This is a genomic window from Streptomyces sp. CNH287, from assembly GCF_000424825.1.
On sequence record NZ_AUKQ01000014.1, the window covers coordinates 122,230 to 142,575 of the forward strand.

Annotated in this window: 18 protein-coding genes and 3 tRNA genes; 5 read left to right on the forward strand and 16 right to left on the reverse strand. The window is 74.2% G+C overall.

The window, feature by feature from the left end:
• Positions 1–56: 56 nt before the first annotated feature.
• The 3 genes from H299_RS0115655 to H299_RS0115665 form a co-directional block, all read right to left on the reverse strand.
• Positions 57–2,093 (reverse strand): protein kinase domain-containing protein, encoded by a 2,037-nt coding sequence (locus H299_RS0115655; protein WP_027749166.1) that lies wholly within the window; start codon positions 2,091–2,093, stop codon positions 57–59.
• A gap of 73 nt (positions 2,094–2,166) precedes the next feature.
• Positions 2,167–2,727, reverse strand: coding sequence for a MarR family transcriptional regulator (locus tag H299_RS0115660; RefSeq protein WP_027749167.1), 561 nt, complete (start codon positions 2,725–2,727; stop codon positions 2,167–2,169).
• Positions 2,724–3,305: a DJ-1/PfpI family protein gene (locus H299_RS0115665; RefSeq protein ID WP_027749168.1), complete on the reverse strand. Its 582-nt coding sequence runs from the start codon at positions 3,303–3,305 to the stop codon at positions 2,724–2,726. The genes H299_RS0115660 and H299_RS0115665 overlap by 4 nt, the downstream gene beginning before the upstream one ends.
• 176 nt (positions 3,306–3,481) lie before the next feature.
• On the opposite strand from H299_RS0115665, the gene H299_RS34450 reads away from it, so the two are divergent.
• The 3 genes from H299_RS34450 to H299_RS0115680 all read left to right on the forward strand — a co-directional run bounded on the left by H299_RS34450 (position 3,482) and on the right by H299_RS0115680 (position 6,507).
• Entirely contained in the window at positions 3,482–5,011 is a 1,530-nt protein-coding gene (locus H299_RS34450; RefSeq protein ID WP_078512773.1) for an aspartate aminotransferase family protein, read from the forward strand.
• The gene (locus tag H299_RS0115675) at positions 5,008–5,679 is read left to right on the forward strand and encodes a GntR family transcriptional regulator (RefSeq protein WP_027749169.1); all 672 of its coding nucleotides are present in this window, start codon (positions 5,008–5,010) and stop codon (positions 5,677–5,679) included. The genes H299_RS34450 and H299_RS0115675 overlap by 4 nt, the downstream gene beginning before the upstream one ends.
• 177 nt (positions 5,680–5,856) lie before the next feature.
• Positions 5,857–6,507 carry a hypothetical protein gene (locus tag H299_RS0115680; RefSeq protein WP_027749170.1) on the forward strand — a complete coding sequence of 217 codons (651 nt, stop codon included), beginning with the start codon at positions 5,857–5,859 and terminating at the stop codon, positions 6,505–6,507.
• A 74-nt stretch (positions 6,508–6,581) separates the two neighbouring features.
• On the opposite strand, the gene H299_RS0115685 is transcribed toward H299_RS0115680, so the two are convergent.
• The 13 genes from H299_RS0115685 to H299_RS0115745 all read right to left on the reverse strand — a co-directional run bounded on the left by H299_RS0115685 (position 6,582) and on the right by H299_RS0115745 (position 18,974).
• Positions 6,582–7,400, reverse strand: coding sequence for an SLATT domain-containing protein (locus tag H299_RS0115685; protein WP_027749171.1), 819 nt, complete (start codon positions 7,398–7,400; stop codon positions 6,582–6,584).
• Between the two features lie 282 nt (positions 7,401–7,682).
• A complete protein-coding gene (locus H299_RS0115690; RefSeq protein ID WP_027749172.1) occupies positions 7,683–8,606 on the reverse strand; it encodes a phosphoribosylaminoimidazolesuccinocarboxamide synthase in 924 nt (307 codons plus the stop codon).
• 97 nt (positions 8,607–8,703) lie between these two features.
• Positions 8,704–10,239: a N,N-dimethylformamidase beta subunit family domain-containing protein gene (locus H299_RS0115695; protein ID WP_027749173.1), complete on the reverse strand. Its 1,536-nt coding sequence runs from the start codon at positions 10,237–10,239 to the stop codon at positions 8,704–8,706.
• Positions 10,240–10,434: 195 nt separating this feature from the next.
• On the reverse strand, positions 10,435–12,297 hold the full coding sequence (locus H299_RS0115700) for a hypothetical protein (RefSeq protein WP_078512786.1): 1,863 nt from the start codon (positions 12,295–12,297) through the stop codon (positions 10,435–10,437).
• 332 nt (positions 12,298–12,629) lie between these two features.
• Entirely contained in the window at positions 12,630–13,910 is a 1,281-nt protein-coding gene (gene purD, locus H299_RS0115705; protein WP_027749175.1) for a phosphoribosylamine--glycine ligase, read from the reverse strand.
• A gap of 121 nt (positions 13,911–14,031) precedes the next feature.
• Positions 14,032–14,104, reverse strand: a tRNA-Gly gene (locus tag H299_RS0115710).
• A gap of 90 nt (positions 14,105–14,194) precedes the next feature.
• Positions 14,195–14,809, reverse strand: a complete 615-nt coding sequence (locus H299_RS0115715; RefSeq protein WP_027749176.1) for a response regulator transcription factor — start codon at positions 14,807–14,809, stop codon at positions 14,195–14,197.
• Entirely contained in the window at positions 14,806–16,149 is a 1,344-nt protein-coding gene (locus H299_RS34455; RefSeq protein WP_051262516.1) for a histidine kinase, read from the reverse strand. The genes H299_RS0115715 and H299_RS34455 overlap by 4 nt, the downstream gene beginning before the upstream one ends.
• Positions 16,150–16,233: 84 nt before the next feature.
• A complete protein-coding gene (locus H299_RS0115725) occupies positions 16,234–17,064 on the reverse strand; it encodes an ABC transporter permease (RefSeq protein WP_051262517.1) in 831 nt (276 codons plus the stop codon).
• Complete coding sequence (locus tag H299_RS0115730) at positions 17,061–18,032, reverse strand: ABC transporter ATP-binding protein (RefSeq protein ID WP_037759201.1); 972 nt, start codon at positions 18,030–18,032, stop codon at positions 17,061–17,063. The genes H299_RS0115725 and H299_RS0115730 overlap by 4 nt, the downstream gene beginning before the upstream one ends.
• A 156-nt stretch (positions 18,033–18,188) precedes the next feature.
• Positions 18,189–18,261: transfer RNA gene (locus tag H299_RS0115735), tRNA-Gly, on the reverse strand.
• Between the two features lie 74 nt (positions 18,262–18,335).
• A tRNA-Gly gene (locus tag H299_RS0115740) sits at positions 18,336–18,407 on the reverse strand.
• Positions 18,408–18,656: 249 nt separating this feature from the next.
• Positions 18,657–18,974, reverse strand: coding sequence for a histone-like nucleoid-structuring protein Lsr2 (locus tag H299_RS0115745; protein WP_027749179.1), 318 nt, complete (start codon positions 18,972–18,974; stop codon positions 18,657–18,659).
• A 371-nt stretch (positions 18,975–19,345) separates the two neighbouring features.
• Here H299_RS0115745 and purS point away from each other — a divergent pair, with 371 nt between their 5' ends.
• Entirely contained in the window at positions 19,346–19,654 is a 309-nt protein-coding gene (purS, locus tag H299_RS34460; RefSeq protein ID WP_037759203.1) for a phosphoribosylformylglycinamidine synthase subunit PurS, read from the forward strand.
• The gene (purQ, locus tag H299_RS0115755; protein ID WP_027749180.1) at positions 19,651–20,340 is read left to right on the forward strand and encodes a phosphoribosylformylglycinamidine synthase subunit PurQ; all 690 of its coding nucleotides are present in this window, start codon (positions 19,651–19,653) and stop codon (positions 20,338–20,340) included. The genes purS and purQ overlap by 4 nt, the downstream gene beginning before the upstream one ends.
• Positions 20,341–20,346 lie beyond the last annotated feature (6 nt).

The following is a 20,346-nucleotide window of genomic DNA, read 5'->3' on the forward strand; positions in this document are numbered from 1 at the left end:
CGGCGGTCCGTTCCGGCCGCCGCCGGGCGCGTGCCGCCGGATTCCGCTTGTGCCTCTCAATCGGCGGGGGAGTAGATCTCCGGGGGCCGCCCGTCGGAGAACGAGCGGCGCAGCTGGCCGTCGCTCGTCAGCTTCAGCGTGGTCGTCGGGCCGTCGGCGCAGGACTCGTCGGAGGACTTGTAGGTCACCCGTGAGCCGCTGAGCGCCACCGGCGGCCCGTAGGACGTCAGGTCCGCCTCGAACCGGCACTTGAAGTTGGGGCCTTCACCGGAGATCGCGATGACCGTGTCGCCCAGGTCTCCCTGGTTGATCACCACCCGGAACTTGTTGACGCCGCCGGTGCCGAACGAGCGCTTCCAGGAGCCGAGATAGCCCGACGGGATCTTGTCGTTGTCGCCGTCGTCGTCCGTGTCGCCGTCCTCGCCGCGCTCCTCGTCCGGGTCGGTGCTCGGATCGTCCTCGACGGGGGACTCGGAGGGGTCGTCGGGGCCGCTGTCCACATCGGTCTCGTCGGGGTCGCCGCTCGGGCTGGGGGAGGCGCTGGGCGTGGCGGCCTGGTCGCCCTCCTTCCCGTCGTCGTCGAGCACCGCGTACGCCGTCACGCCGCTCACCACGATCAGCAGCGCGACCAGCGCCGCGATCAGCGCGGGGGTGCCGCTGCGCTGCGGTGCGGGCTCGGGCTGCGGGTAGTACGCGATCGGGACGTAGCCGGGAACGGCGGTCGGCGGGCCGGACGGCTGGCCGTGGCCGGCGACGCCGGGCAGCGAGTGCGGGTCCTGGGGTGCGGGGGGCGGGGTCGAGGCGGCGGGCGGCAGCGCGAGCGGGGCGTGCTGCTGCTGGGGCTGCGGTTGCGGCAGGGGCTGGGGCTGCGCCTGGGCCGGGGGCGGTGTCGGCGGCGGTGTCTGCTGCGCGGGGGGCTGCTGCGCCGGCGGGTTGCCGCCGCTCACCTCCGTGGGCAGGTGGTGCAGCGTGGCAGGGGTGGACGGCCCGTGCGTGGTGGACGGCCAGGCGGGCGGCACCCCGGGCGGCGGCGGGACCATCCCCGCCGCACCGGCACCCGCTGCCGCACCCGCCGCGGACGGCCCCGGCGGCAGCGCCAGCGGCGCCCCGCCGCCGTCCGTGTCCCCGCTGGGGTGCTCGGTCTCCAGCAGCTCCGTCGCGTGCCGCCCGAGCTGGGCGATGAGCGGACCGGGCAGCCACGGCTCGTCCGAGCCGTACGGGTCGCCGGTACGCCCGAGCGCCTCGCCCAGGGTGGGGCTGCCGTCGGCGGGCGCCTGGTCGGCGGTGCGCGCGAGGATGTCCTCCAGCGTGGGCCGCGCCTCCGGGTCCTTCTCCAGGCAGCCGCCGACCAGTTCGCGGAGCCCCTCCGGCAACTCGGTGAGATCGGGCTCCTCCTGCGCGATGCGGTAGAGGACCGCGTGCACGCCGCTGTTGGCGCCCCCGAACGGCAACCGCGCCGTCGCCGCGAACGCCAGCACCGAGCCGAGGCAGAAGATGTCGCTGGCCGGGGTGAGGCGCTCGCCGCGCACCTGCTCCGGCGCGAGGAAGCCGGGCGTGCCGACGATGGAGCCGGTGTGCGTCAGCCCGTCCCCCGCGACGGTCGCCTCCAGGGCGCGGGCGATGCCGAAGTCGATGACGCGCGGCCCGTCGATGGTGAGCAGCACGTTCGACGGCTTCAGGTCCCGGTGGATGACCCCGGCGGCGTGCACGGCCTGGAGCGCGCGGGCCAGCCCGGCGGCCAGCAGCCGGACGGACCGCTCCGGCAGCGGTCTGCCGTTGCCCGCGACGACCTGCTGGAGGGACGGCCCCGCGATGTACCCGGTGGCCACCCACGGGGTCGCCGCCTCGGTGTCCGCGTCAAGCACGGGCGCCGTCCAGGTGCCGCCGACGCGCCGCGCGGCCCGTACCTCCTGGCGGAACCGGGCGCGGAACTCCTCCTGTTCGACCAGTTCGTCCCGCACCAGCTTGACCGCGACCGTACGGCCCCGGTCGCTGCGGGCGAGGTAGACGCGGCCCATGCCGCCCTCGCCGAGTCTGCCGATCAGCCGGTAACCGCCGATGGTCCGCGGGTCCTGCGGCTCGAGCTTCTCCATGCTGCGTGGTCCCTTCCCCGACACGGAGATTACGCGCACGCGTGCGGAGGAGGTGCGGTCCGTCGCTGATCCGTTACCCGGGTGCGCCCGGCTGGGTCAGCGTATCCGCTGGGTCGACCGCCTCCAGCGCCTCCGCAAGCCTGTCCAGCGCGCCCAGTACGGCTTCGAACTCGGTCTCCCCGCCCAGGGCTTCGGCCAACCGTGCGGCGAACACCCCGTGTCCGGGGGTGATGCGGGCGACGGCCGCCCGGCCCTCCTCGGTCGGGGTCAGCAGCTTGGCGCGGCGGTGCGCCGGATTCGGTGCGTACGCCGCCAGCCCGCGCTCCACCAGCAGGTCCGCGATGCGCTGCACGCTCTGCCGGGTGATGCCCATGGTGCGGGCGATCCCGGCGACCGGGAGCGGCTCGTGCAGGACGGCGCCCAGCACCTGCCACCAGGCGGCGGTCAACCCGGAGGGGCGGGCGAGCCGCTCGGCGACGGACAGGAACTGGCCGTTGAGCCGGAACACCCGCAGCGCGGTGCCGCTCAGCAGGGGAGCGGGGTCCGGGCCCGGCTCCGCCCCTTCGAGGGGAGCGGGCGGCTCGGGCTGCGGGCCGGGCTGCGGCTCGGGCTGCGGGCCGGCGGCGGCGCTCATCCCTGCGCCGCCGCGAGGACCGCGTACGCCTCCGCGTCCGAGTGCTGGAAGACGCGGAACCACGCGTCCAGCACCGCGGGCTCGAAGGTGTCGAGCCGGGCGAAGATCTCCCGGGCGAAGGCGACCGGCTCCGTCGGACCGGCGGTGATCAGGTCGCCGCCGGTCACCGCGTCCGCGTCCTGGTAGCGCGCGCCGCCCGCGTAACCGGTGGCCGCAAGGTACTCCGGCGCGGCACTGGTGTGGTCCCTGTCGTCCAGGAGCCCTTCGGCCGCCAGTCCGAAGGTCGCCCCGCAGATCGCGGCCACCGGCACGCCGGCGGCCAGGAAGGCGCGGGCGGTGCGCGCGAAGGGCGCGAGCGTGCCGTCGTGCCAGAGGTCGGCGCCCGGCAGGATGAGCAGCTCGCTGTCCTCGGGCCGCAGCTCGGACAGAGTCAGTTCGGGCTGGACGCGGAGACCCGCCTTGGTGGTGACGGGCTCGCGGCTCGCGCCGACGGTGGTGACGCCGCCGGGCAGATGGGCCGCCGCGTGCCCGTACTCGTAGTCGGCGAGGGTGTCGTAGACGGCCAGGTGGACGGTCATGGTGTGCTCCCGCGCTTGTTCCGGTTGGTACGACAGTAGTCTGTCATTACGACAGTATGTTGTCAATGGTGGGCTCCGACGATCTCCGGCGGCCATCGGACAAGGGCCTACGCTGGTGGTTCCGACGCCTACCACCCCACGGCGGCGATCGGGGCCGACCGAAGAGGTGAACCGGCATGACCAGCAAGGACACCAGCCGTACCGACCCCGGCGCCGGGTCGGCCGCGCCCGTGCCGCCCGTGCCGCGCGCGGTGCGGGAAGCCCTCCAGGGGGCGTCGAAGGACGCGGTGCGGGCCGCTGACCGCGCGCACGTCTTCCACTCCTGGTCCGCACAGTCGCTCATCGACCCGCTGCCCGTAGCGGGCGGCGAGGGCTCGTACTTCTGGGACTACGACGGCAACCGCTACCTGGACTTCTCCTCCCAGCTGGTCAACACCAACATCGGCCACCAGCACCCCAGCGTCGTTGCCGCGATCCAGCACCAGGCGGCCCGGATGTGCACCATGGCACCCGGCTTCGCGCTGGACGTACGGTCCGAGGCGGCGCGGCTGATCGCCGCACGCACCCCCGGCGACCTCGACAAGATCTTCTTCACCAACGGCGGCACCGAGGCCGTCGAACACGCGGTGCGGATGGCGCGCCTGCACACCGGCCGCCCCAAGCTCCTCTCCGCCTACCGCTCGTACCACGGAGCCACCGCCGCCGCGATCAACCTCACCGGCGATCCGCGCCGCTGGCCCTCGGACACCGCCTCCGCCGGAGTCGTCCACTTCTTCGGCCCGCACCTCTACCGCACGCACTTCCACGCCACCACCGAGGCCGAGGAGTGCGAACGCGCGCTGGCCCACCTCGAGGAGACGATCGCCCACGAGGGACCCGAGACGGTGGCGGCGGTCGTCCTGGAGACGATCGTGGGCACCGCCGGCGTGCTGGTGCCGCCGCCCGGCTACCTGGCGGGCGTCCGCGAGATCTGCGACCGGTACGGCATCGTGTTCATCCTGGACGAGGTGATGGCGGGCTTCGGCCGCGCGGGCAGCTGGTTCGCCGCCGACCTCTTCGACGTCACGCCCGACCTGCTGGTCTTCGCCAAGGGCGTCAACTCCGGCTACGTACCGCTGGGTGGCGTCGCGATCTCCGGCGCGATCGCCGCGACCTTCGGGACGCGCCCCTACCCCGGCGGGCTGACCTACTCGGGGCACCCGCTCGCCTGCGCCTCGGCCGTCGCGACCCTGGAGACGATGGCGGAGGAGGGCATCGTGGCGAACGCTGCCCGGATCGGCGAGCGGGTGCTCGGGCCCGGCCTGCGCGAACTGGCCGAGCGGCACCCCTCGGTGGGCGAGGTGCGCGGCACCGGGGTGTTCTGGGCGCTGGACCTCGTACGGGACCGCGCTACCCGCGAGCCGCTGGTGCCCTACCACGCCTCCGGCGAGGCCAGCCGGCCGATGGCGGACTTCACCGCCGCCTGCAGACGCGGCGGGCTGTGGCCGTTCGTGAACATGAACCGCACGCACGTCGTGCCGCCGTGCACCGTCACGGAGCCGGAGGCGCGGGAGGGCCTGGCGCTCCTGGACGCGGCGCTGTACGCGGCCGACGCGCACACCACCGAGGGCGTGCCCCGGGCGGCGGGCGGCGCGGGTGCTGTGGGTGATGCGGGCGGCGCGGGTGATGCGGGTGCGGGGCCGTCCAGAGCCGGGCGCGTGCTGTGATCCGGCGCAGCACCCTGCGCGCGCAGATCGCCGTCGCGCTGCGCGACGAGATCCTCGCCGGACGGCTGCCGACCGGCCGCGACTTCACGGTCAAGGAGATCGCCGAGCAGTTCGGCGTCTCGGCCACACCCGTCCGGGAGGCGCTCGTCGACCTGGCGGCGCAGGGGCTGCTGGAGGTCGAGCAGCACCGTGGCTTCCGGGTGCACGAGTTCACGCTCGACGACTTCCGGGCGATGATCGAGGCGCGCACCCTCGTCTTCGACGGCGTCTTCCGCAGCGTCGCGGCCGACGCCGCAGGCGAGAGCACGCGGGCGCCCGACCCGGCGTTGATCGCCTCCGTACGCCGCCGCGCGGAGGCGGCCGAACGGGCCGCGCTCGCCGGTGACCTGGACGTGCTCATCGGCTACGACCTGCGCTACTGGCGGGAGTTGAGCGCGATCATCGCCAACCCCTACGTGTCGGACTTCCTGGACCGCGTCCGCGTCCAGTGCTGGGCCTACGCGGTGCCCTTCCTGCGCCGCCAGGACGAGCTGGCGGGTCAACTATGGGCCGGGCACCGGGAGTTGGTGGCTGCCGTGGAGCGCCGGGACGCGGTGGCGGCGGAGCGGCTCGTGGCGGCGTACAACGCGCACTCGCTCGCTCTGGTGCAGAAGCTCAGCGGGCTCTGAGGCTTCCCGGCGACCTCCCCGCGGCTGCCTGCCGACTGCCCGGCCGCTTCCCAGGGGCTCCTGGCCACGGCACTTTCTTTCCGTGTGTGAACCCATGCAGGCTGCAACTGTCGCGGACCCGGCATTAGGCTGTTCCGAGCCCTTTCCGACGAACGTCGCCGTGTATTGGAGCACCCCTTGGCCTGTGACCTGTGGCTGGTCCCCCTGGTGGACGTGCTGTGCCACAGCCCCGACAATCCCTTCGCCGACGAGATCGCGACGTACGACCGAGCCCTCGCGGACGCCGGGCTCCCTCCGGTGCCCGTGTACGGCTACGTCGCCGGGCTCTCCGGCGACGTCGCCCCGGTCGCGGGCTTCGACTACGACGCGCTGCACCTGCTGCGCCGCGCGCACCTGCTGCACATGTGCGGCCTGGAGGTCACCCCGGTCGACGCGCTGGGCGGGGACTACGAACAGCTGCTGGAGATGTTCGAACCCACAGCCCAGCAGTCCCACCTGGTCTGGCACTACGACCACGCGGGGGCGTACGTCCCCGTCGACTTCGCCGCACCCCTCTCCAACGACGAACTGCTGGAGGGCGGTGGCCCGCTGGGCTCCGGTCACGGCCTGCTGCGCGAACTGGAATCCATCGCCCCCTACCTCGGCATCGATCCCGCCAACCCGCCCCCGCCGCCCGAGCCGCCCGCCCGCCCCACGGAACTGGACGAGCCCGCGGCGAGCATCGCCTACGGCGACAGCCCGTACGCGCGGGAGCGGCACGTCTGGCTGGGCCTGCACGCGGCGGCAACCCGCAGCCTCGCGCAGGGCTCCATGATCATCTTCAGCTGACCGGCGGCCACAGCACCAGCCGGGCCGGTCCGCGCCGTACCGCGCGGACCGGCCCCGGGCCACCCGGCAGACACTCAGCGGGAACTCTCCGGAGGCCGCTGCCGCGGCATGTTCGGCCGGGCGCCCGGCAGCAGCGGGAAGCGGGGCACCGGCACCTCGTCCGTACGGGCGCCGCCCGCCCGCCCCGACTGGGCCCGCAGCGGCGCGGGCGACGTACGGAACTCCACGATCCAGTCCGCCGTCTCCGCCCGCACGATCTCCGTGACGTCCTGGGTGAAGCGCCGCAGCACGTTGAGGCAGCGCTCCGCCGCCTCGCTCGCGGTGCCCTCCGTCGGGCCCAGCGCCTCGCGGACGCTCTCCGCGGCCCAGTCGTACTGAAGCTCCTCCAGCCTGCGCTGCACCGCCTGCGCCGTGGCGACATCCCGCATCCAGCCGGACGTCAGCCCGAAGTAGCGGTCGCAGCCCACGCACACGGCCGCGCCCAGCAGCGAGACGAAACCCCACGGCCCGAGCGCCTGGTCGAACGAGCCGGTCAGCTCCAGCAGCGGCAGCGCGGCACCGGCCGTCACCGCCGCCACCGTGCCCCCGCGCAACGCGCGGGCGGCCCGGCGCTTGCCGCGGCGGTCGGCCAGATACCAGTCGACCGTCCGCAACGCGCCCTGCTCCACCCACTCGTACAACTCGTCGAGCCGCTGGGCCGGTTCCTCCCAGTCGCCCAGCGGGAAGGTCCGGCCCAGCAGGTCACCGCGCGCGCCCCCGCTCCGCGCGGTCCGGCCCGCCGGGCCCTTCCGGCCCGTCCGCTCCGCCTGCTCCGTCCGGACGCCCTCGCCCTGCGCGGCACTTCCGTCCCGGTCCCGCGACGCGCCCTCGGGCCGCATCTCCGGCTGACTCACCCGTAACTCCCAAACCCCGGACCGCGGCATCGCGGCCGACTGGACCTGCCTGCCCGCGGGCAGCGCCCGCGCTGTGACTCCTCACCCGCCTCCGACCGCTCGTACCCGACCCCGACGCTCGTCGACGCGGCGCTCTCTCGTGCCTCGCTCGCTGGGTCTCCTCGCTTTCGGTGTCGGCGCGGTCTTTGGCGGGTGAGGGGGCTCCTCACCCGTCTCGGACTGCCCGTGCCGTCCCCGACACTCGGTGCCGCGTGGTGCCGCGCGCCGCCCGTTGGGTGCGGCTCACTCGAAAGAGGTACCGGTCAGCAGTCGGAACGCCTCCGCGTACTTGGCGCGGGTCCGCTCCACCACCGCGCCGGGCAGCGCGGGCGGCGGCTCCGTGCCGTGCCGGTCCCAGCCCGAGTCGGGGCCGTCGAGCCAGTCGCGGACGTACTGCTTGTCGAAGGACGGCTGCGCACGGCCCGGTTCCCACTGGTCGGCGGGCCAGAACCGGGAGGAGTCCGGTGTCAGCACCTCGTCGCCCAGCACCAGCGTGCCCTCTTCCCCGGCGACCCCAGCGTCCCCGGCGAGGCCGAACTCGAACTTCGTGTCCGCCAGGATGATGCCGCGCTCACGGGCGATGCCGCGCGCGCGGCTGTAGACGGCCAGCGTCGTCTGGCGCAGCTGCGCGGCCCTCTCCACACCCGTACGCCGGGCGACCTCCTCGTAGCTGACGTTCTCGTCGTGCTCCCCGATCTCCGCCTTGGTCGCGGGGGTGAAGATCGGCGCGGGCAGCTCCGAGCCGTCGGCCAGGCCCTCCGGGAGCGCCAGCCCGCACACCGTGCGCGACACCTCGTACTCCGCCAGCCCCGAACCGGTCAGGTAGCCGCGCGCCACGCACTCGACGGGCAGCATCCGCAGCGAACGGCACACCGTCGTACGCCCGGCCCAGTCGGCGGGAGCGCCCTCGGGGACCTCGGTGGAGAGCACGTGGTGCGGCACCAGGTCCGCCAGCTGCTCGAACCACCACAGTGACAGCTGGGTCAGAATCCGGCCTTTGTCGGGGATCTCCGACGGCAGCACCCAGTCGTACGCCGACATCCGGTCGCTGGCGACCATGACCAGCTCGCCCGCCTCGTTCTGGTAGAGGTCGCGCACCTTGCCGGTGTGCAGATGCACGAGCCCGGGCACCTGTACGGGCTCGGGCTTCTCGACGAATCCGGACACGGGCTCTCTCCCATCGGCACGGCGGACTGGCCATTCTCCTGCACGCGGCAGGGGTCGGCTTGCCAGGGGGTGCCCGGGGTGCCCGGGGGCGGGCTCGTCAGTCCCGTTTGCAGATCCGGTCGAGCAGGTTGGCCGTGGCCCGCTGCACGCGGGCGTCCGTGTGGCCGGGGCGGTCCAGCGCCGGGGACCACGCGAAGGTGCCGGAGGCGAAGACGAGCGCGCCGCTGGGCGCCCGGTAGAGCGAGGTCTCCTGGTGGCGGCGGGTGCCCGTGCGGTCGTGGTAGGGGGAGTGCGCGAGCAGGATGCGGCCGGTGTGCTCGGGCAGCGCGACCCTCGGGTAGTAGCGGTCCGCCTCGCCCGCGACCAGGCCCGGCAGTTCGTCGCCCTCGGCCGCCCCGGTCGCCTCCCACAGCCAGTGCTCGGCGTTCCGTACGACCAGCGGGTGCGGCTCGGGCACCTGGCCCGCGTACTGGATGCCCAGCAGCCGCTGCTCCGGGTCCGCCTGGTCCCGCCAGAGGGCGGAGCGGCCGGGCCGCTGGTGCTTGCGGCAGCTCAGCAGCCGGTCCGGTGCCCCGCTGGGCAGTGCCTGCAACTCGACCTGCCAGTACATGGAGTTGGCGGAGAGGAAGACCAGCGCCGTACCGCCGTCCCGGGCCTGCTCGGCGGCCCGGCGCATCGGCACCGACCAGTACTCGTCGTGGCCGGGGAAGATCAGCCCCCGGTAGTGGCTCGGATCGATCCGGCCCGCGTGCAGGTCGCGGGCGTCGGCGTACGCGAGGTCGTAGCCGTAGCGCTCGGCCCAGCGGATGAAGTCGTAGGCGTGCCCGACGTGCAGGGGCAGCCCGGCCCCCGCGTACGGGCGGTCGAAGGAGACCGTGACCGCCGCCTGCTCCTCGCCCAGCAGCCGCCCCGCGCCGTCCCACGCGTGGTAGAGGCTCGCGCCCGTGCGGCCGTCTTCGGGGAAGAGGTTGTACGCCTGCCAGGTGACGTCGGGCATCACCAGGAGCAGGTCCGCGTGCTCGCGGTCGCGGATGGTGAAGGGGATGTGCGAACGGTGGCCGTCCGCCGTGGTGAGCACGGCGACGTGCGCGCCCGTCGACCAGTAGTCCGGGACTTGGAGGCGCCAGGAGAGCCACCAGTTGTGGCAGGAGACCGTACGGTCGGCGGTGAGCGGCTCGGGCTGCACGATGCCGGAAAGCCGGGGGCTGGTGCTGATCTTGGTGGCGCCCTCGCCGCCGTAGTGGCCGATCCGGTAGATGTCGATGCTGAAGGGCTGCGGCGGATTGACCGTGACCCGGAAGTCGATCGACTCGCCGGGGGCCACGCCGCCGTCGCCGGAGGCGAAGCCCTTGATCTGGCACGCGACGTCGTCGGCGGTACGCGGGCCGCGGGCGTGCGCGCCGTCGGTGCCGCCGAGGGGGCGGGCGCGGGGGGCGCTGGCGCCGTCGACGGCTGCGCCGGTGCCGCCGGGGGACATGTCCACGTACCAGGGGATCATCCGGCCGTTGTCGAAGTAGTGCTCGCTGCCGCGCAGCCAGGGCAGCGGCCCCTGGCCGAACGGGTCGGAGACGGCGTGCGCCAGCGCACCCGACTCCCAGCGCCCGATGTGGTCCGCGGTGTGATCCGTCCCCATGTCCGACTCCCCTCGCACACGTCCCCCGTACTCACTGCACCCAGCACATCACATAAAGCGAGCTGGCCGCCCTGTTCGTCATGAAATGGTTGAAGTAGTTACCTCTTACGGGGACGTCTCCGCATCCTGCGGCGGCCCGGGGCGGCTACGGACGGGGCGCGGGACGGGCGTGCGGGGGTGCCGTGGGGGCGGCCGTCAGACGAGGCGCACCGGCTTGTCGGCGCGCACGCCGAGCGCCGCCAGCCACTGGCGCAGCGGCTGCGGCTCGCCGTCCTCGACGAGCGCCAGCACCGGGCCGGTCAGATCGGCCGGCCGCTCACCGCGGACGAGCAGCACCGGCCCGTCCAGCCAGTCGAGCCCCGGCACCGCGTCCGTGGTGTCGACCGCGGCGCAGCAGACGGCGGCGGCCACGTGGTCCGCCAGCAGCTCCCGGCCCGTACGCGGCGGACGCAGCGGCAGGCCCATGGGCGACGGCGCCCCCTCGACCGCGCCGCCCGCACCGGCGGCCGGGGCGTCGGCGGCGCGCGCCAGCTCCTCGCGCGCCACGGCGGCGCCGATCCGAGCGGCTACGGCGTCGCCGCCGCCGCGCGTCAGCCGGGTGACGATCCGCGCCAGCGTCGCCCCGTACGACGGCTCCCCGCACTCGGGGCGGCCCGGCGGACCCGCGTCCGGGACCGCTGCCTCGGTGGCGTCGCCGGGCGGGTGCCCGGGCCGCGCGCCGCCGCCCGCCGGTGCCCGCCCGGGGGTGCGCAGCGCCGTACCGGGGCGGCCCGGGGCGCCTCCGGCGCGGGCGGCGGCCTGCGGGCGCTCCGGTACGGCGGGCGCGGCGAGCGGGGCGGCGCCGGTGAGCGCGCGCCCGTCACCGCCTGCGGTGCCCGCTGTGCCCGCCGCGCCCGCTCCGTCCGCGGTGTCCGTCGCGTCCAGGGCCTCGAACAGGCGGGACGCCTCCGCGCGCCAGATCCGGTCGACGACCTCCTCCGGATAGGCCGCCCAGTCCACCGGCGCCCAGTCCGCGTCCGGCCCCGTCGGCTCCCCATGGAAGAGCCGCGCCGCCAGCAGCGAGATCTCCGCGTCGACCGCGCCCGGCTCCTCCAGCAGGTCGCAGGCGGGGCGCTCGCCGAGCCGGGAGGCGAAGCCGTTGGCCAGCCGGTCCCGGCGGGACAGCTCGGTCAGCGCCGCGACCACGCCCGCGTTCAGCCGGCCGGGCCAGCGCCCGGTGCGCCAGGCGGGCAGCGCGACGCGCGTCAGCAGCCGGTCCCAGCCCGCGTAGGCGAGGCCGACCTGCTCCTGTGCGAGCGTGCGCAGGCCGCGGTCGACGCCCTGGGCGCGGTCCGCCGCCGCCGCCGCGACCCCGCGCTCCATCTCGGCGGTGTGCGGTCCGCAGGAGCGCAGCATGAGGCGCGCGATCCAGCCGACGAAGCGCAGCGCCGTACGCCGCAGCGGGGCCGCGCCGCCCGGCTCCGGACGGCGGGCCCGGTCCGCGACCGCCACGGCCGCGTCGAGGCCGCGCACGCACTGGCGCGCCGCGGCTATGTCCGGATGGGCCGAGGGGCCCGTCCCGGCGACGACGGGGGCCAGCAGCGCGCGCAGCTCCGGCACCCGCATCCACCACAGGAACGGGGAACCGATCACCAGGACGGGCGCCTCCCGCTCGCCGCTTCCGGCGGCACCCGCCCGCCGCCGGGCGCCCGCGGGGGCGCGCCGCAGCGCGCGGTGGGTGCGGTCCTCCAGCCAGCTGTCGCAGTCGGGGGTGAGGGCTATCGCGGACGGCACGGGCACGTCCAGCCGCCGCGCGAGATCCCGCACCAGCCCGTAGAGGTCGGGTGCCGAGGACTCCGCCACCGCGACCGTCGGCGTCACGGCGGGCCGGGCGCGGGCGATCGCCGCCGCCACCCCCGCGGTCACCGCGAGCACCACCAGTGCGAGGCCCGTGACGGCCCACCGCACAACCGTCCACGCGCCACCCGTCCGCCCCATGGCGTCGGCGGCGTGCAGGACGACGGCCACGGCGGTCGGCAGCAGCGCGACGCCGAGGGCCGTGTTGCGGATGCGGAGCACGGCGAGGGCGTGCCCGCGCGCCGAGAGTGCGCCTGCCTGCTGGTTCCGCACGAACTGCTCACCCCCGGAAACGACCGAGATCCGACCTCGATACCGCGAGGTACTCCCCCACTGTTGCATCGCGCACCGACATTGCAACGTGTGAGGGGCCAGTCGGTTGACCGGACCCCGAAACGCTCGATGCGGTTGCCCGGCACCCTAGTTGGGGCCGCGTGCCGACGTCAGTGGGACGGCGGGGCGCTCACTCGATGGAATGGCTTTGGGGAGAGATGCTGCGCGCGAGGGCGCTCGGATGCGAGGGCGGCGTTCCGCCGGTCAGCCGGGCGTGCCGGTCAGTCCGCGGTGCCCGCCGCGGCCCGTTCGTCCGCCGCCGCCCGCGCCGCGATGTCGCCGCGGTGGTGGGAGCCGGCCAGCCGGATGCGGTCCACCGCCGCGTACGCGCGGGTGCGGGCCTTGGCCAGGTCGCCGCCGGTCGCCGTCACCGACAGCACCCGGCCGCCCGCGCTGACCGTGCGCCCGTCCTCGTCCAGCCGGGTGCCCGCGTGCAGCACGTACGCCCGGGGCGCGTCCTTCGCCAGCACCTCGTCGAGCCCCTCGACGAGGTCGCCCGTACGCGGGGCGGCGGGGTAGTCGTGCGCGGCGACGACCACGGTCACCGCCGCGCCGTCGCTCCAGCGCAGCGGCGGCAGCTCGGCCAGCGAGCCCGTCGCGGCGGCGTGCAGCAGGCCGCCCAGCGGGGTCTTCAGCCGGGCCAGCACCGCCTGCGTCTCCGGGTCGCCGAAGCGGGCGTTGAACTCGATGACGCGGACGCCGCGCGAGGTGATCGCCAGCCCGGCGTAGAGCAGTCCGGAGAAGGGCGTGCCGCGCCGCCGCAGCTCGTCGACCGTCGGCTGGAGCACCGTCCGCTCGACCTCGCCGACCAGCTTCGGATCGGCCCAGGGGAGCGGTGAGTACGCGCCCATGCCGCCGGTGTTGGGGCCCTCGTCGCCGTCGTAGGCGCGTTTGAAGTCCTGGGCGGGCTGGAGCGGCACGACGTACTCGCCGTCGGTGACCGCGAAGAGCGAGACCTCGGGGCCGTCCAAAAACTCCTCGATGACCACCCGGTCGCAGCTGAGCGCGTGCGCGCGGGCGGCGGCCAGATCGCGGGTGACTACGACGCCCTTGCCCGCGGCGAGACCGTCGTCCTTGACGACGTACGGCGGCTCGAAGGCGTCCAGCGCGGCGTCCACCGACGCCGCGTCCGTGCACACGTACGAACGTGCGGTGGGCACCCCGGCGGCGGCCATCACCTCCTTGGCGAACGCCTTGGAGCCCTCCAGCAGCGCGGCCTCGGCGGACGGCCCGAACACGGGGATGCCGCGCGCCCGTACGGCGTCCGCGACCCCGGCCACCAGCGGGGCCTCCGGGCCGACCACGACGAGGCCGGCGTCCAGCCCGGCCGCGAGCGCGGCGACGGCGGCGCCGTCCAGCGGATCGACCGGGTGCAGTGCGGCGACCTCGGCGATCCCGGCGTTGCCGGGGGCGCAGTGCAGCGCGGTGACGCCGGGGTCGAGCGAGAGGGAGCGGCACAGGGCGTGTTCGCGGGCGCCGCCGCCGATGACGAGGACCTTCACGGGGTGCAGCCTAACTTTCGGTGGCGGGCGGGTTCCGCGGCGTCCGGGCGGTGGGACGCGCCGGGCGACACGGGGCTACGGCAAAAGGCCCCGGCATATGACCGGGGCCCTCTGGGTGCGGAGCGGACGACGAGGTTCGAACTCGCGACCTCAACCTTGGCAAGGTTGCGCTCTACCAGCTGAGCTACGTCCGCGCGCCGGACGTCTCCGTACGGTGCGGCGCCCAGTATAGCCACGCTGCCCGGGCCTCAGGGCCTGATCCGACGCGAACTGCCAGACGGGCACTAGAGCCAGCCGCGCTCCCGGGCGGCGCGGACCGCCGCGTGGCGGCTGGCGGCACCGAGCTTGGCCGCCGCCGCCGAGAGGTAGTTCCGTACGGTCCCCGGCGCCAGCGAGGCCCGCTCGGCGATCTCGGCGATGGGCGCGCCGTCCGCCGCCAGCTCCAGCAACTCCGCCTCCCTGGCGGTCAGCGGGGAGTCGCCGGAGCTGATCGCCTCGGCCGCCAGCTCCGGATCGATGTACCGGCTGCCCGCGTGCACCGTGCGGATGATCTCGGCGAGGCGCTGCGCGGACACCGTCTTGGGTACGAAGCCCCGCACCCCGGCGGCGAGCGCCCGCTTGAGATGGCCGGGACGGCCGTGCCCGGTGACGATCATGGTGGCGCAGCCGGGCTGCTCCGCCCGCAGCGACTCCGCGACGGTCACGCCGTCCGCGCCCGGCATCTGGAGGTCCAGCACCGCCACGTCGGGGCGATGGGCCCGTGCCATGGCCAGCGCCTCGGGGCCGGAGGCGGCCTCGGTGACGACGACCAGGTCGTCCTCCAGGGCGAGGAGCGCGGCGAGCGCGCCGCGGATGAGGTGCTCGTCGTCGGCGAGCAGGACGCGGATGCGGTCGCTCATCGGGCCGCTCCGCTGGGCTGGCGCGCCGGGTGCACGCCGTCCGGGTGCGCGCCGTCCGGCTCCGGGCCGGTGCCCGGGGTGAGCGGGATCTCGGCGGTGAGCCGGAAGGAGTGGGAGCCCGCGCCCGTGTGCTCCGCCGACAGCGTCCCGCCGAGCGGTGCGAGCCGCTCGCGCAGCCCGGCCAGCCCCGAGCCGGTCCGCCCCGGGCCGTCCGGTGTCCGCGCGTCCGGCGGCGCGCCGTCGTTCTCCATCGTCAGCACCGCCGCCACCGCCGTGACCCGCAGCGTCACCGCGCACCGGGTGGCGTCGGCGTGCCGCAGCACGTTGGTCGTGCCCTCCCGCACGACCCAGCCCAGCGCGGAGCGCACCGGCTCGGCCAGCACCGCGTGCCCGGGGCGCCCCGGCTGCCCCGTGGCCGTCCGCTCCGCGACCTGGCACTCGACCCCGGCGGCCCGCAGGATGCCGCGCGCCCCCGCCAGTTCCGTACGCAGGTCGGCGTCCCGGTAGCCGCGCACCACCTCGCGGATCTCGCGCTGCGAGTCGCGGGCGATCCGCTGCACCTCGACCATCTGGTCCGCCGCCGCCTCGTCGCCGCGCTGTGCCAGCCGGACGGCCAGCTCGCTCTTGAGCGCGATGACCGAGAGGTTGCGGCCCATCACGTCGTGCAGGTCCCGGCTGAAGCGCAGCCGCTCCTCGGCCACCGCCAGGCGTGCCTCGGTGTCGCGGGCTCCCTCCAGCTCGCGCAGCACGTTGAGGTACCAGGCCGAGCAGCGTGCGCCGAAGAGCACGAACGGGCCGCCCAGCAGGAGGGCCAGGGCCGTGCCCAGCAGTTCCCGGCCCGACGTACCGGTGGCGGCGAGCCCGGCGACCGCGAGAGCGGTGATGCCCGCTCCGGTGAGCAGCGTCATCCGGACGCGCATCAGCAGTGCGCAGGCGGAGAGGAAGGGGGTGGACGCGGCGAACAGCAGCATGGCGACGTTGCCGCCGGACGTGTCGTCCACGGCGGCGAGTGTCACGGTGAGGGCGAGCTGCACCGCCAGCAGGGTGCCCAGCGAGGCGAAGCCCAGCCGGGGGAACGGGCCCGTGCCCAGATAGGCGTCGACAGAGCGCCACACCACACCGGTACCCGTCAGACACGCGCCCAGCCCCAGCACGAACAGCGACAGGGCCAGGGTCCGGGACAGCGGCTCGGCGTCGTAGTGCACGAAGAGCTGCGGCGTGGCCGGCAGGAAGAGGAAGGGCGCTATGGCGGCGATCGACCACCGGATCGTCGTCTCGACCTGCTTCTGGTGGCTGCGCGCCCACCACCCGCGCCGCTGCGCCCTGGCCCAACCGATCACGTTCCCGCTCCTTCCCGCGCCACGCCGAGCAGCCCTCCCGCTCCGGCTTCCCGCTCCCCGCTTCCCGCTCCCCGCGCTCAGTGCTCAGCGCCGAGGCTCCCAGCGGAACCACTTCCGCACCGCCCACACCGAGACCCCCACCCATGATGCGGCCAGCACCAGCGCGCGCAGGGCCTCGCCCGCGTCCAGAGCGCCGGTCCAGCCGCCGCGCAGCAGCTCCATGACGGGGCTCATCGGCAGCCAGGCGGCGGCGGTGGCCACCTTGTCCGGCAGTACCTCCAGGGGCACGAACACCCCGGAGAGCAGGAAGGACACCATCATCAGCGGCATCGGCGTCAGCGCCGCGGCCTCCGCCGACCTGGTGAGGACCACGGTCGCGGCGGCCGCCGCCACCATGAGGGCGAGGCCCAGCAGCAGGCCCAGGAGGAACAGCCCGGACTGTTCCGGCGCGGAGAGGTCCAGCATCAGGGCGCCGCTGACCGCCACCAGGACGCACTGGACGAGCGCGATCACGAGAGAGGGCAGCGCGGCACCGAGCAGGATCTCCGTGTCGCGCAGCTCGCCGGTGCGCAGTCGCTTGAGGACGAGTTCCTCGCGCCGCGCGGCGTAGGTGCCGACCAGGTTCGAGTAGACCGCGAAGAGCAGTACGAAGCCGAGGGCCCCCGGCAGCATGACCGTCCCCACGGTCAGCCCGGTGCCGGAGAGGTCCATGCCGTCCACGGTCGACTTCACCGCCACGGTGAGGGACAGCGGGACCACCAGGGCGGTGAAGAGGGCAGCCCGGTTGCGCAGGAGCAGGGTCAGCTCGGCGCGTCCCAGCGCGCGCAGCCGTCCGGCGGCGGTCCGCGTGGTGCTCCGCGTGGTGGGGGGTGTCGCGTGCGGCGGCGCGTCCTCCGCGGCGAGTTTCGTGGTCATGCGGGTACCTCCGTGTCCGCGTGCGAACCGGTGTCCGTCCGCGCGATGTCCAGGAACGCTTCCTCCAGGGAGGCCGAGCGCGCGTCCAGTCCGGACACCTCGACCTCGTGTTCGCGTGCCCAGAGCAGGACTTCGGTCAGATCGTGCTGCAACCGCTCGGTGCGGATCTCCACCTCGTGGCCTGCGGCCCCGGCCTGCAGGGCCAGCGGCAGCCGCGACGGCGGCACCCCGTCCGGCAGTGTGAAGCGGATACGCGACGGCCGCCGTGCCGTGACCTCTGCCGTGGTGCCGGCGGTGATGATCTGCCCCCGGCGCATGATCGCCAGCCGGTCGGCGAGCTGCTCGGCCTCCTCCAGGTAGTGGGTGGTCAGCAGGATCGTGGTGCCCTGGTCGCGCAGGCGGCGCACCAGCTCCCAGGTGTTCCGCCGTCCCTCCGGGTCCATTCCGGTGGTCGGCTCGTCGAGGAAGAGCACCTCGGGCCGGCCCAGCAGGGCCAGCGCCAGGTCCAGGCGGCGCCGTTCGCCGCCGGACAGCTGCTTGACCCGTACGTTCTCCCGGCTGGTGCCCCCGCCGCCGCCACCGCCGCCCGCCAGCCCGACGAAGCTGAGCGCCTCCTCGACCGGCCGGGCGTCCGTCGTACAGCCCGCCCACATCCGGGCCGTCTCGCGGACCGTCAGGTCGGACGGGAAGCCGCCCTCCTGGAGCATCACCCCGGTGCGCGGACGTACGGCGGCGCGCTGGGTGTACGGGTCGAGGCCGAGTACGCGCACCCGTCCGCCGCTGGGCGCGGCCAGTCCCTCCAGCAGTTCGACGGTCGAGGTCTTGCCCGCGCCGTTCGTCCCGAGCAGCGCGAAGATCTCCCCCTGGGGCACGGCGAAGGACACACCCCGGACGGCCTCGAAGCCGTCCGTGTAACTCCGTTTCAGGTCTTCGACCTCGATCGCGGCCGTGGCACTCGTCGTATCCATGCCACCAGGCTTCCGCGCCGCCGGGCACGCGGGCAGTGCGTGCTGTCACGGACTGAAATGACAAACGTCATGCGCGCGGAGGGAGACGGGGAAGCGGACCGGAGTGAGGGCACAGGAGAAGGGCCCGGTCGATTCGACCGGGCCCTTCTCGTACTGAGCGGACGACGAGGTTCGAACTCGCGACCTCAACCTTGGCAAGGTTGCGCTCTACCAGCTGAGCTACGTCCGCATGCCGCCACTCGGCTTTCACCGAGCGGTGCGACAGCTACTCTACCCGATCCCGAGGACTGGTTGAGCAGACGGAGCGGGTGACAGGGATTGCACACTGCGCCTCCCCCTTGGAAAGGGGGCGCTCTACTACTGAGCTACACCCGCACGCTTCGTGAAGTCCCTTGCGGGTTTCCCTCGCGGCGTGAGCCAAACTCTAGCCGATCGCCGGGGGGTGCTGGCAAGTTGGCTCCGCCGAGCGGTCCGGACGGGCCCCTCCCGGGCGCACCGGGCCGGACCCGGACACGCCCCGGAGCGCGGGTCCGGCGCCCGCCCGGCGCCCGGCGCACGCGGGCGGCTGCCGCGCCTGCCCCGTACTCCGGGGCGCGCGGGCGACGACCGCTGCGGTGCCCGGCGTCACCGCGCCGCGTTGAACGCCTCGTAGACCTTCTTCGGGATACGGCCGCGCGGCGGCACCTTGAAGCCGTTGGACTCGGCCCACGCCCGCACCGCGCGCGGATCGGGGGCGACCGCCGTCCGGTGGTAGGTCTTGCCGGACTTCGACCGCTTGCGACCGGCCTCCACGAAAGGCTCCAGGGCTCCTCGCAGTTTCTTCGCGTTCGCCGTACTGAGATCGATCTCGTACGACCGGCCGTCCAGCCCGAATGCGATCGTCTCCGTCGCGTCTCCGCCGTCGATGTCGTCGGAGAGTGAGACCACTACGCGCTGCGCCACGGATATCGGCCCTTCGGTATGGATCGCCCTGCGGGTTACCCCGCGCCGCGTCGCGTTGACACGTGAGGGAATACGGGCGATCCGGTTGATTGTGATCAATGACATTTCTTTTGCACCGGCGTCGGCATCTTATTGCGAGGCGAGGATATGCCAGCTCGCGCTACTTCTCGCGTGTCTTGCCGCAATCTGGACGATACTTTTTTCGCTGCCATTTTCCCAGAGTCAGGCGGCTCCGATTTGCCGGGAACAGTATATCTACCCGCGTAGATCCCGTAACCGGGTACCCTGGCGACCGGAGCAGCAAGCTCTCCGGGGTTCGACCGCCAGCGGTCGGCAGCCCCCACCAGCACCCCACATCACCGGGAGTACCCGTGGCTCGCGTCGTAGTCGACGTCATGCTGAAGCCGGAGATCCTCGACCCGCAGGGACAGGCGGTGCAGCGTGCACTGCCCCGGCTGGGCTTCGAAGGCATCGCCGATGTCCGCCAGGGCAAGCGCTTCGAACTCGAAGTGGAAGGGCCCGTCGACGACGCCCTCCTCGTCCGCGTCCGGGAGATGGCGGAGACCTTCCTCGCCAACACCGTGATCGAGGACTACACCGTCCGCCTGGAGACCCCGTCCGGGGCGGAGGCGGCGGTCTCCGGCAGTGCCGCGCCCGAGGGCGCGGGAGCCCAGGCGTGAGCGCGGGCCTCGGCCGGATCGGCGTCGTCACCTTCCCCGGGTCGCTGGACGACCGCGACGCCCGGCGCGCGATCGCCCTCGCCGGCGGCGAGCCCGTCGCGCTCTGGCACCGGGACAAGGAGCTGCACGGCGTGGACGCCGTGGTGCTGCCCGGCGGATTCTCCTACGGGGACTATCTGCGCTGCGGCGCCATCGCCCGCTTCTCGCCGGTCATGGAGACGCTCATCGAACAGGCGCGCGCGGGAATGCCGGTCCTGGGCATCTGCAACGGCTTCCAGGTGCTGTGCGAATCGCATCTGCTGCCGGGCGCGCTCACCCGCAACGACCATCTCCACTTCGTCTGCCGCGACCAGCGAATGCGTGTCGAGAACGCCGACACCGCCTGGACGGCGGATTACCAGCAGGGGCAGGAGATCACCGTCCCGCTGAAGAACGGCGAGGGCGGTTATGTCGCCGACGAGCGCACCCTCGACGCCCTGGAGGCCGAAGGGCGGGTCGTCTTCCGCTATGCGGGCCCGAACCCGAACGGCTCCTACCGCGGCATCGCCGGAATCACCAACGAGGCCGGGAACGTGGTCGGTCTCATGCCGCACCCCGAGCACGCCGTCGAAGCCCTGACCGGCCCGACGACGGACGGCCTCGGATTCTTCACCTCGGTACTCAAGACCCTGGTCGCCTCATCGTGAGCGAGC

What these genes read in the sequence shown, in the direction of transcription:
- H299_RS0115655 (WP_027749166.1), bottom strand. Translation starts at nt 2,093, where the DNA reads ATGGAGAAGCTCGAGCCGCAGGACCCGCGGACCATCGGCGGTTACCGG.
- H299_RS0115660 (WP_027749167.1), bottom strand. Translation starts at nt 2,727, where the DNA reads ATGAGCGCCGCCGCCGGCCCGCAGCCCGAGCCGCAGCCCGGCCCGCAG.
- H299_RS0115665 (WP_027749168.1), bottom strand. Translation starts at nt 3,305, where the DNA reads ATGACCGTCCACCTGGCCGTCTACGACACCCTCGCCGACTACGAGTAC.
- H299_RS34450 (WP_078512773.1), top strand. Translation starts at nt 3,482, where the DNA reads ATGACCAGCAAGGACACCAGCCGTACCGACCCCGGCGCCGGGTCGGCC.
- H299_RS0115695 (WP_027749173.1), bottom strand. Translation starts at nt 10,239, where the DNA reads ATGGGGACGGATCACACCGCGGACCACATCGGGCGCTGGGAGTCGGGT.
- H299_RS0115715 (WP_027749176.1), bottom strand. Translation starts at nt 14,809, where the DNA reads ATGAGCGACCGCATCCGCGTCCTGCTCGCCGACGACGAGCACCTCATC.
- H299_RS0115725 (WP_051262517.1), bottom strand. Translation starts at nt 17,064, where the DNA reads ATGACCACGAAACTCGCCGCGGAGGACGCGCCGCCGCACGCGACACCC.
- H299_RS0115730 (WP_037759201.1), bottom strand. Translation starts at nt 18,032, where the DNA reads ATGGATACGACGAGTGCCACGGCCGCGATCGAGGTCGAAGACCTGAAA.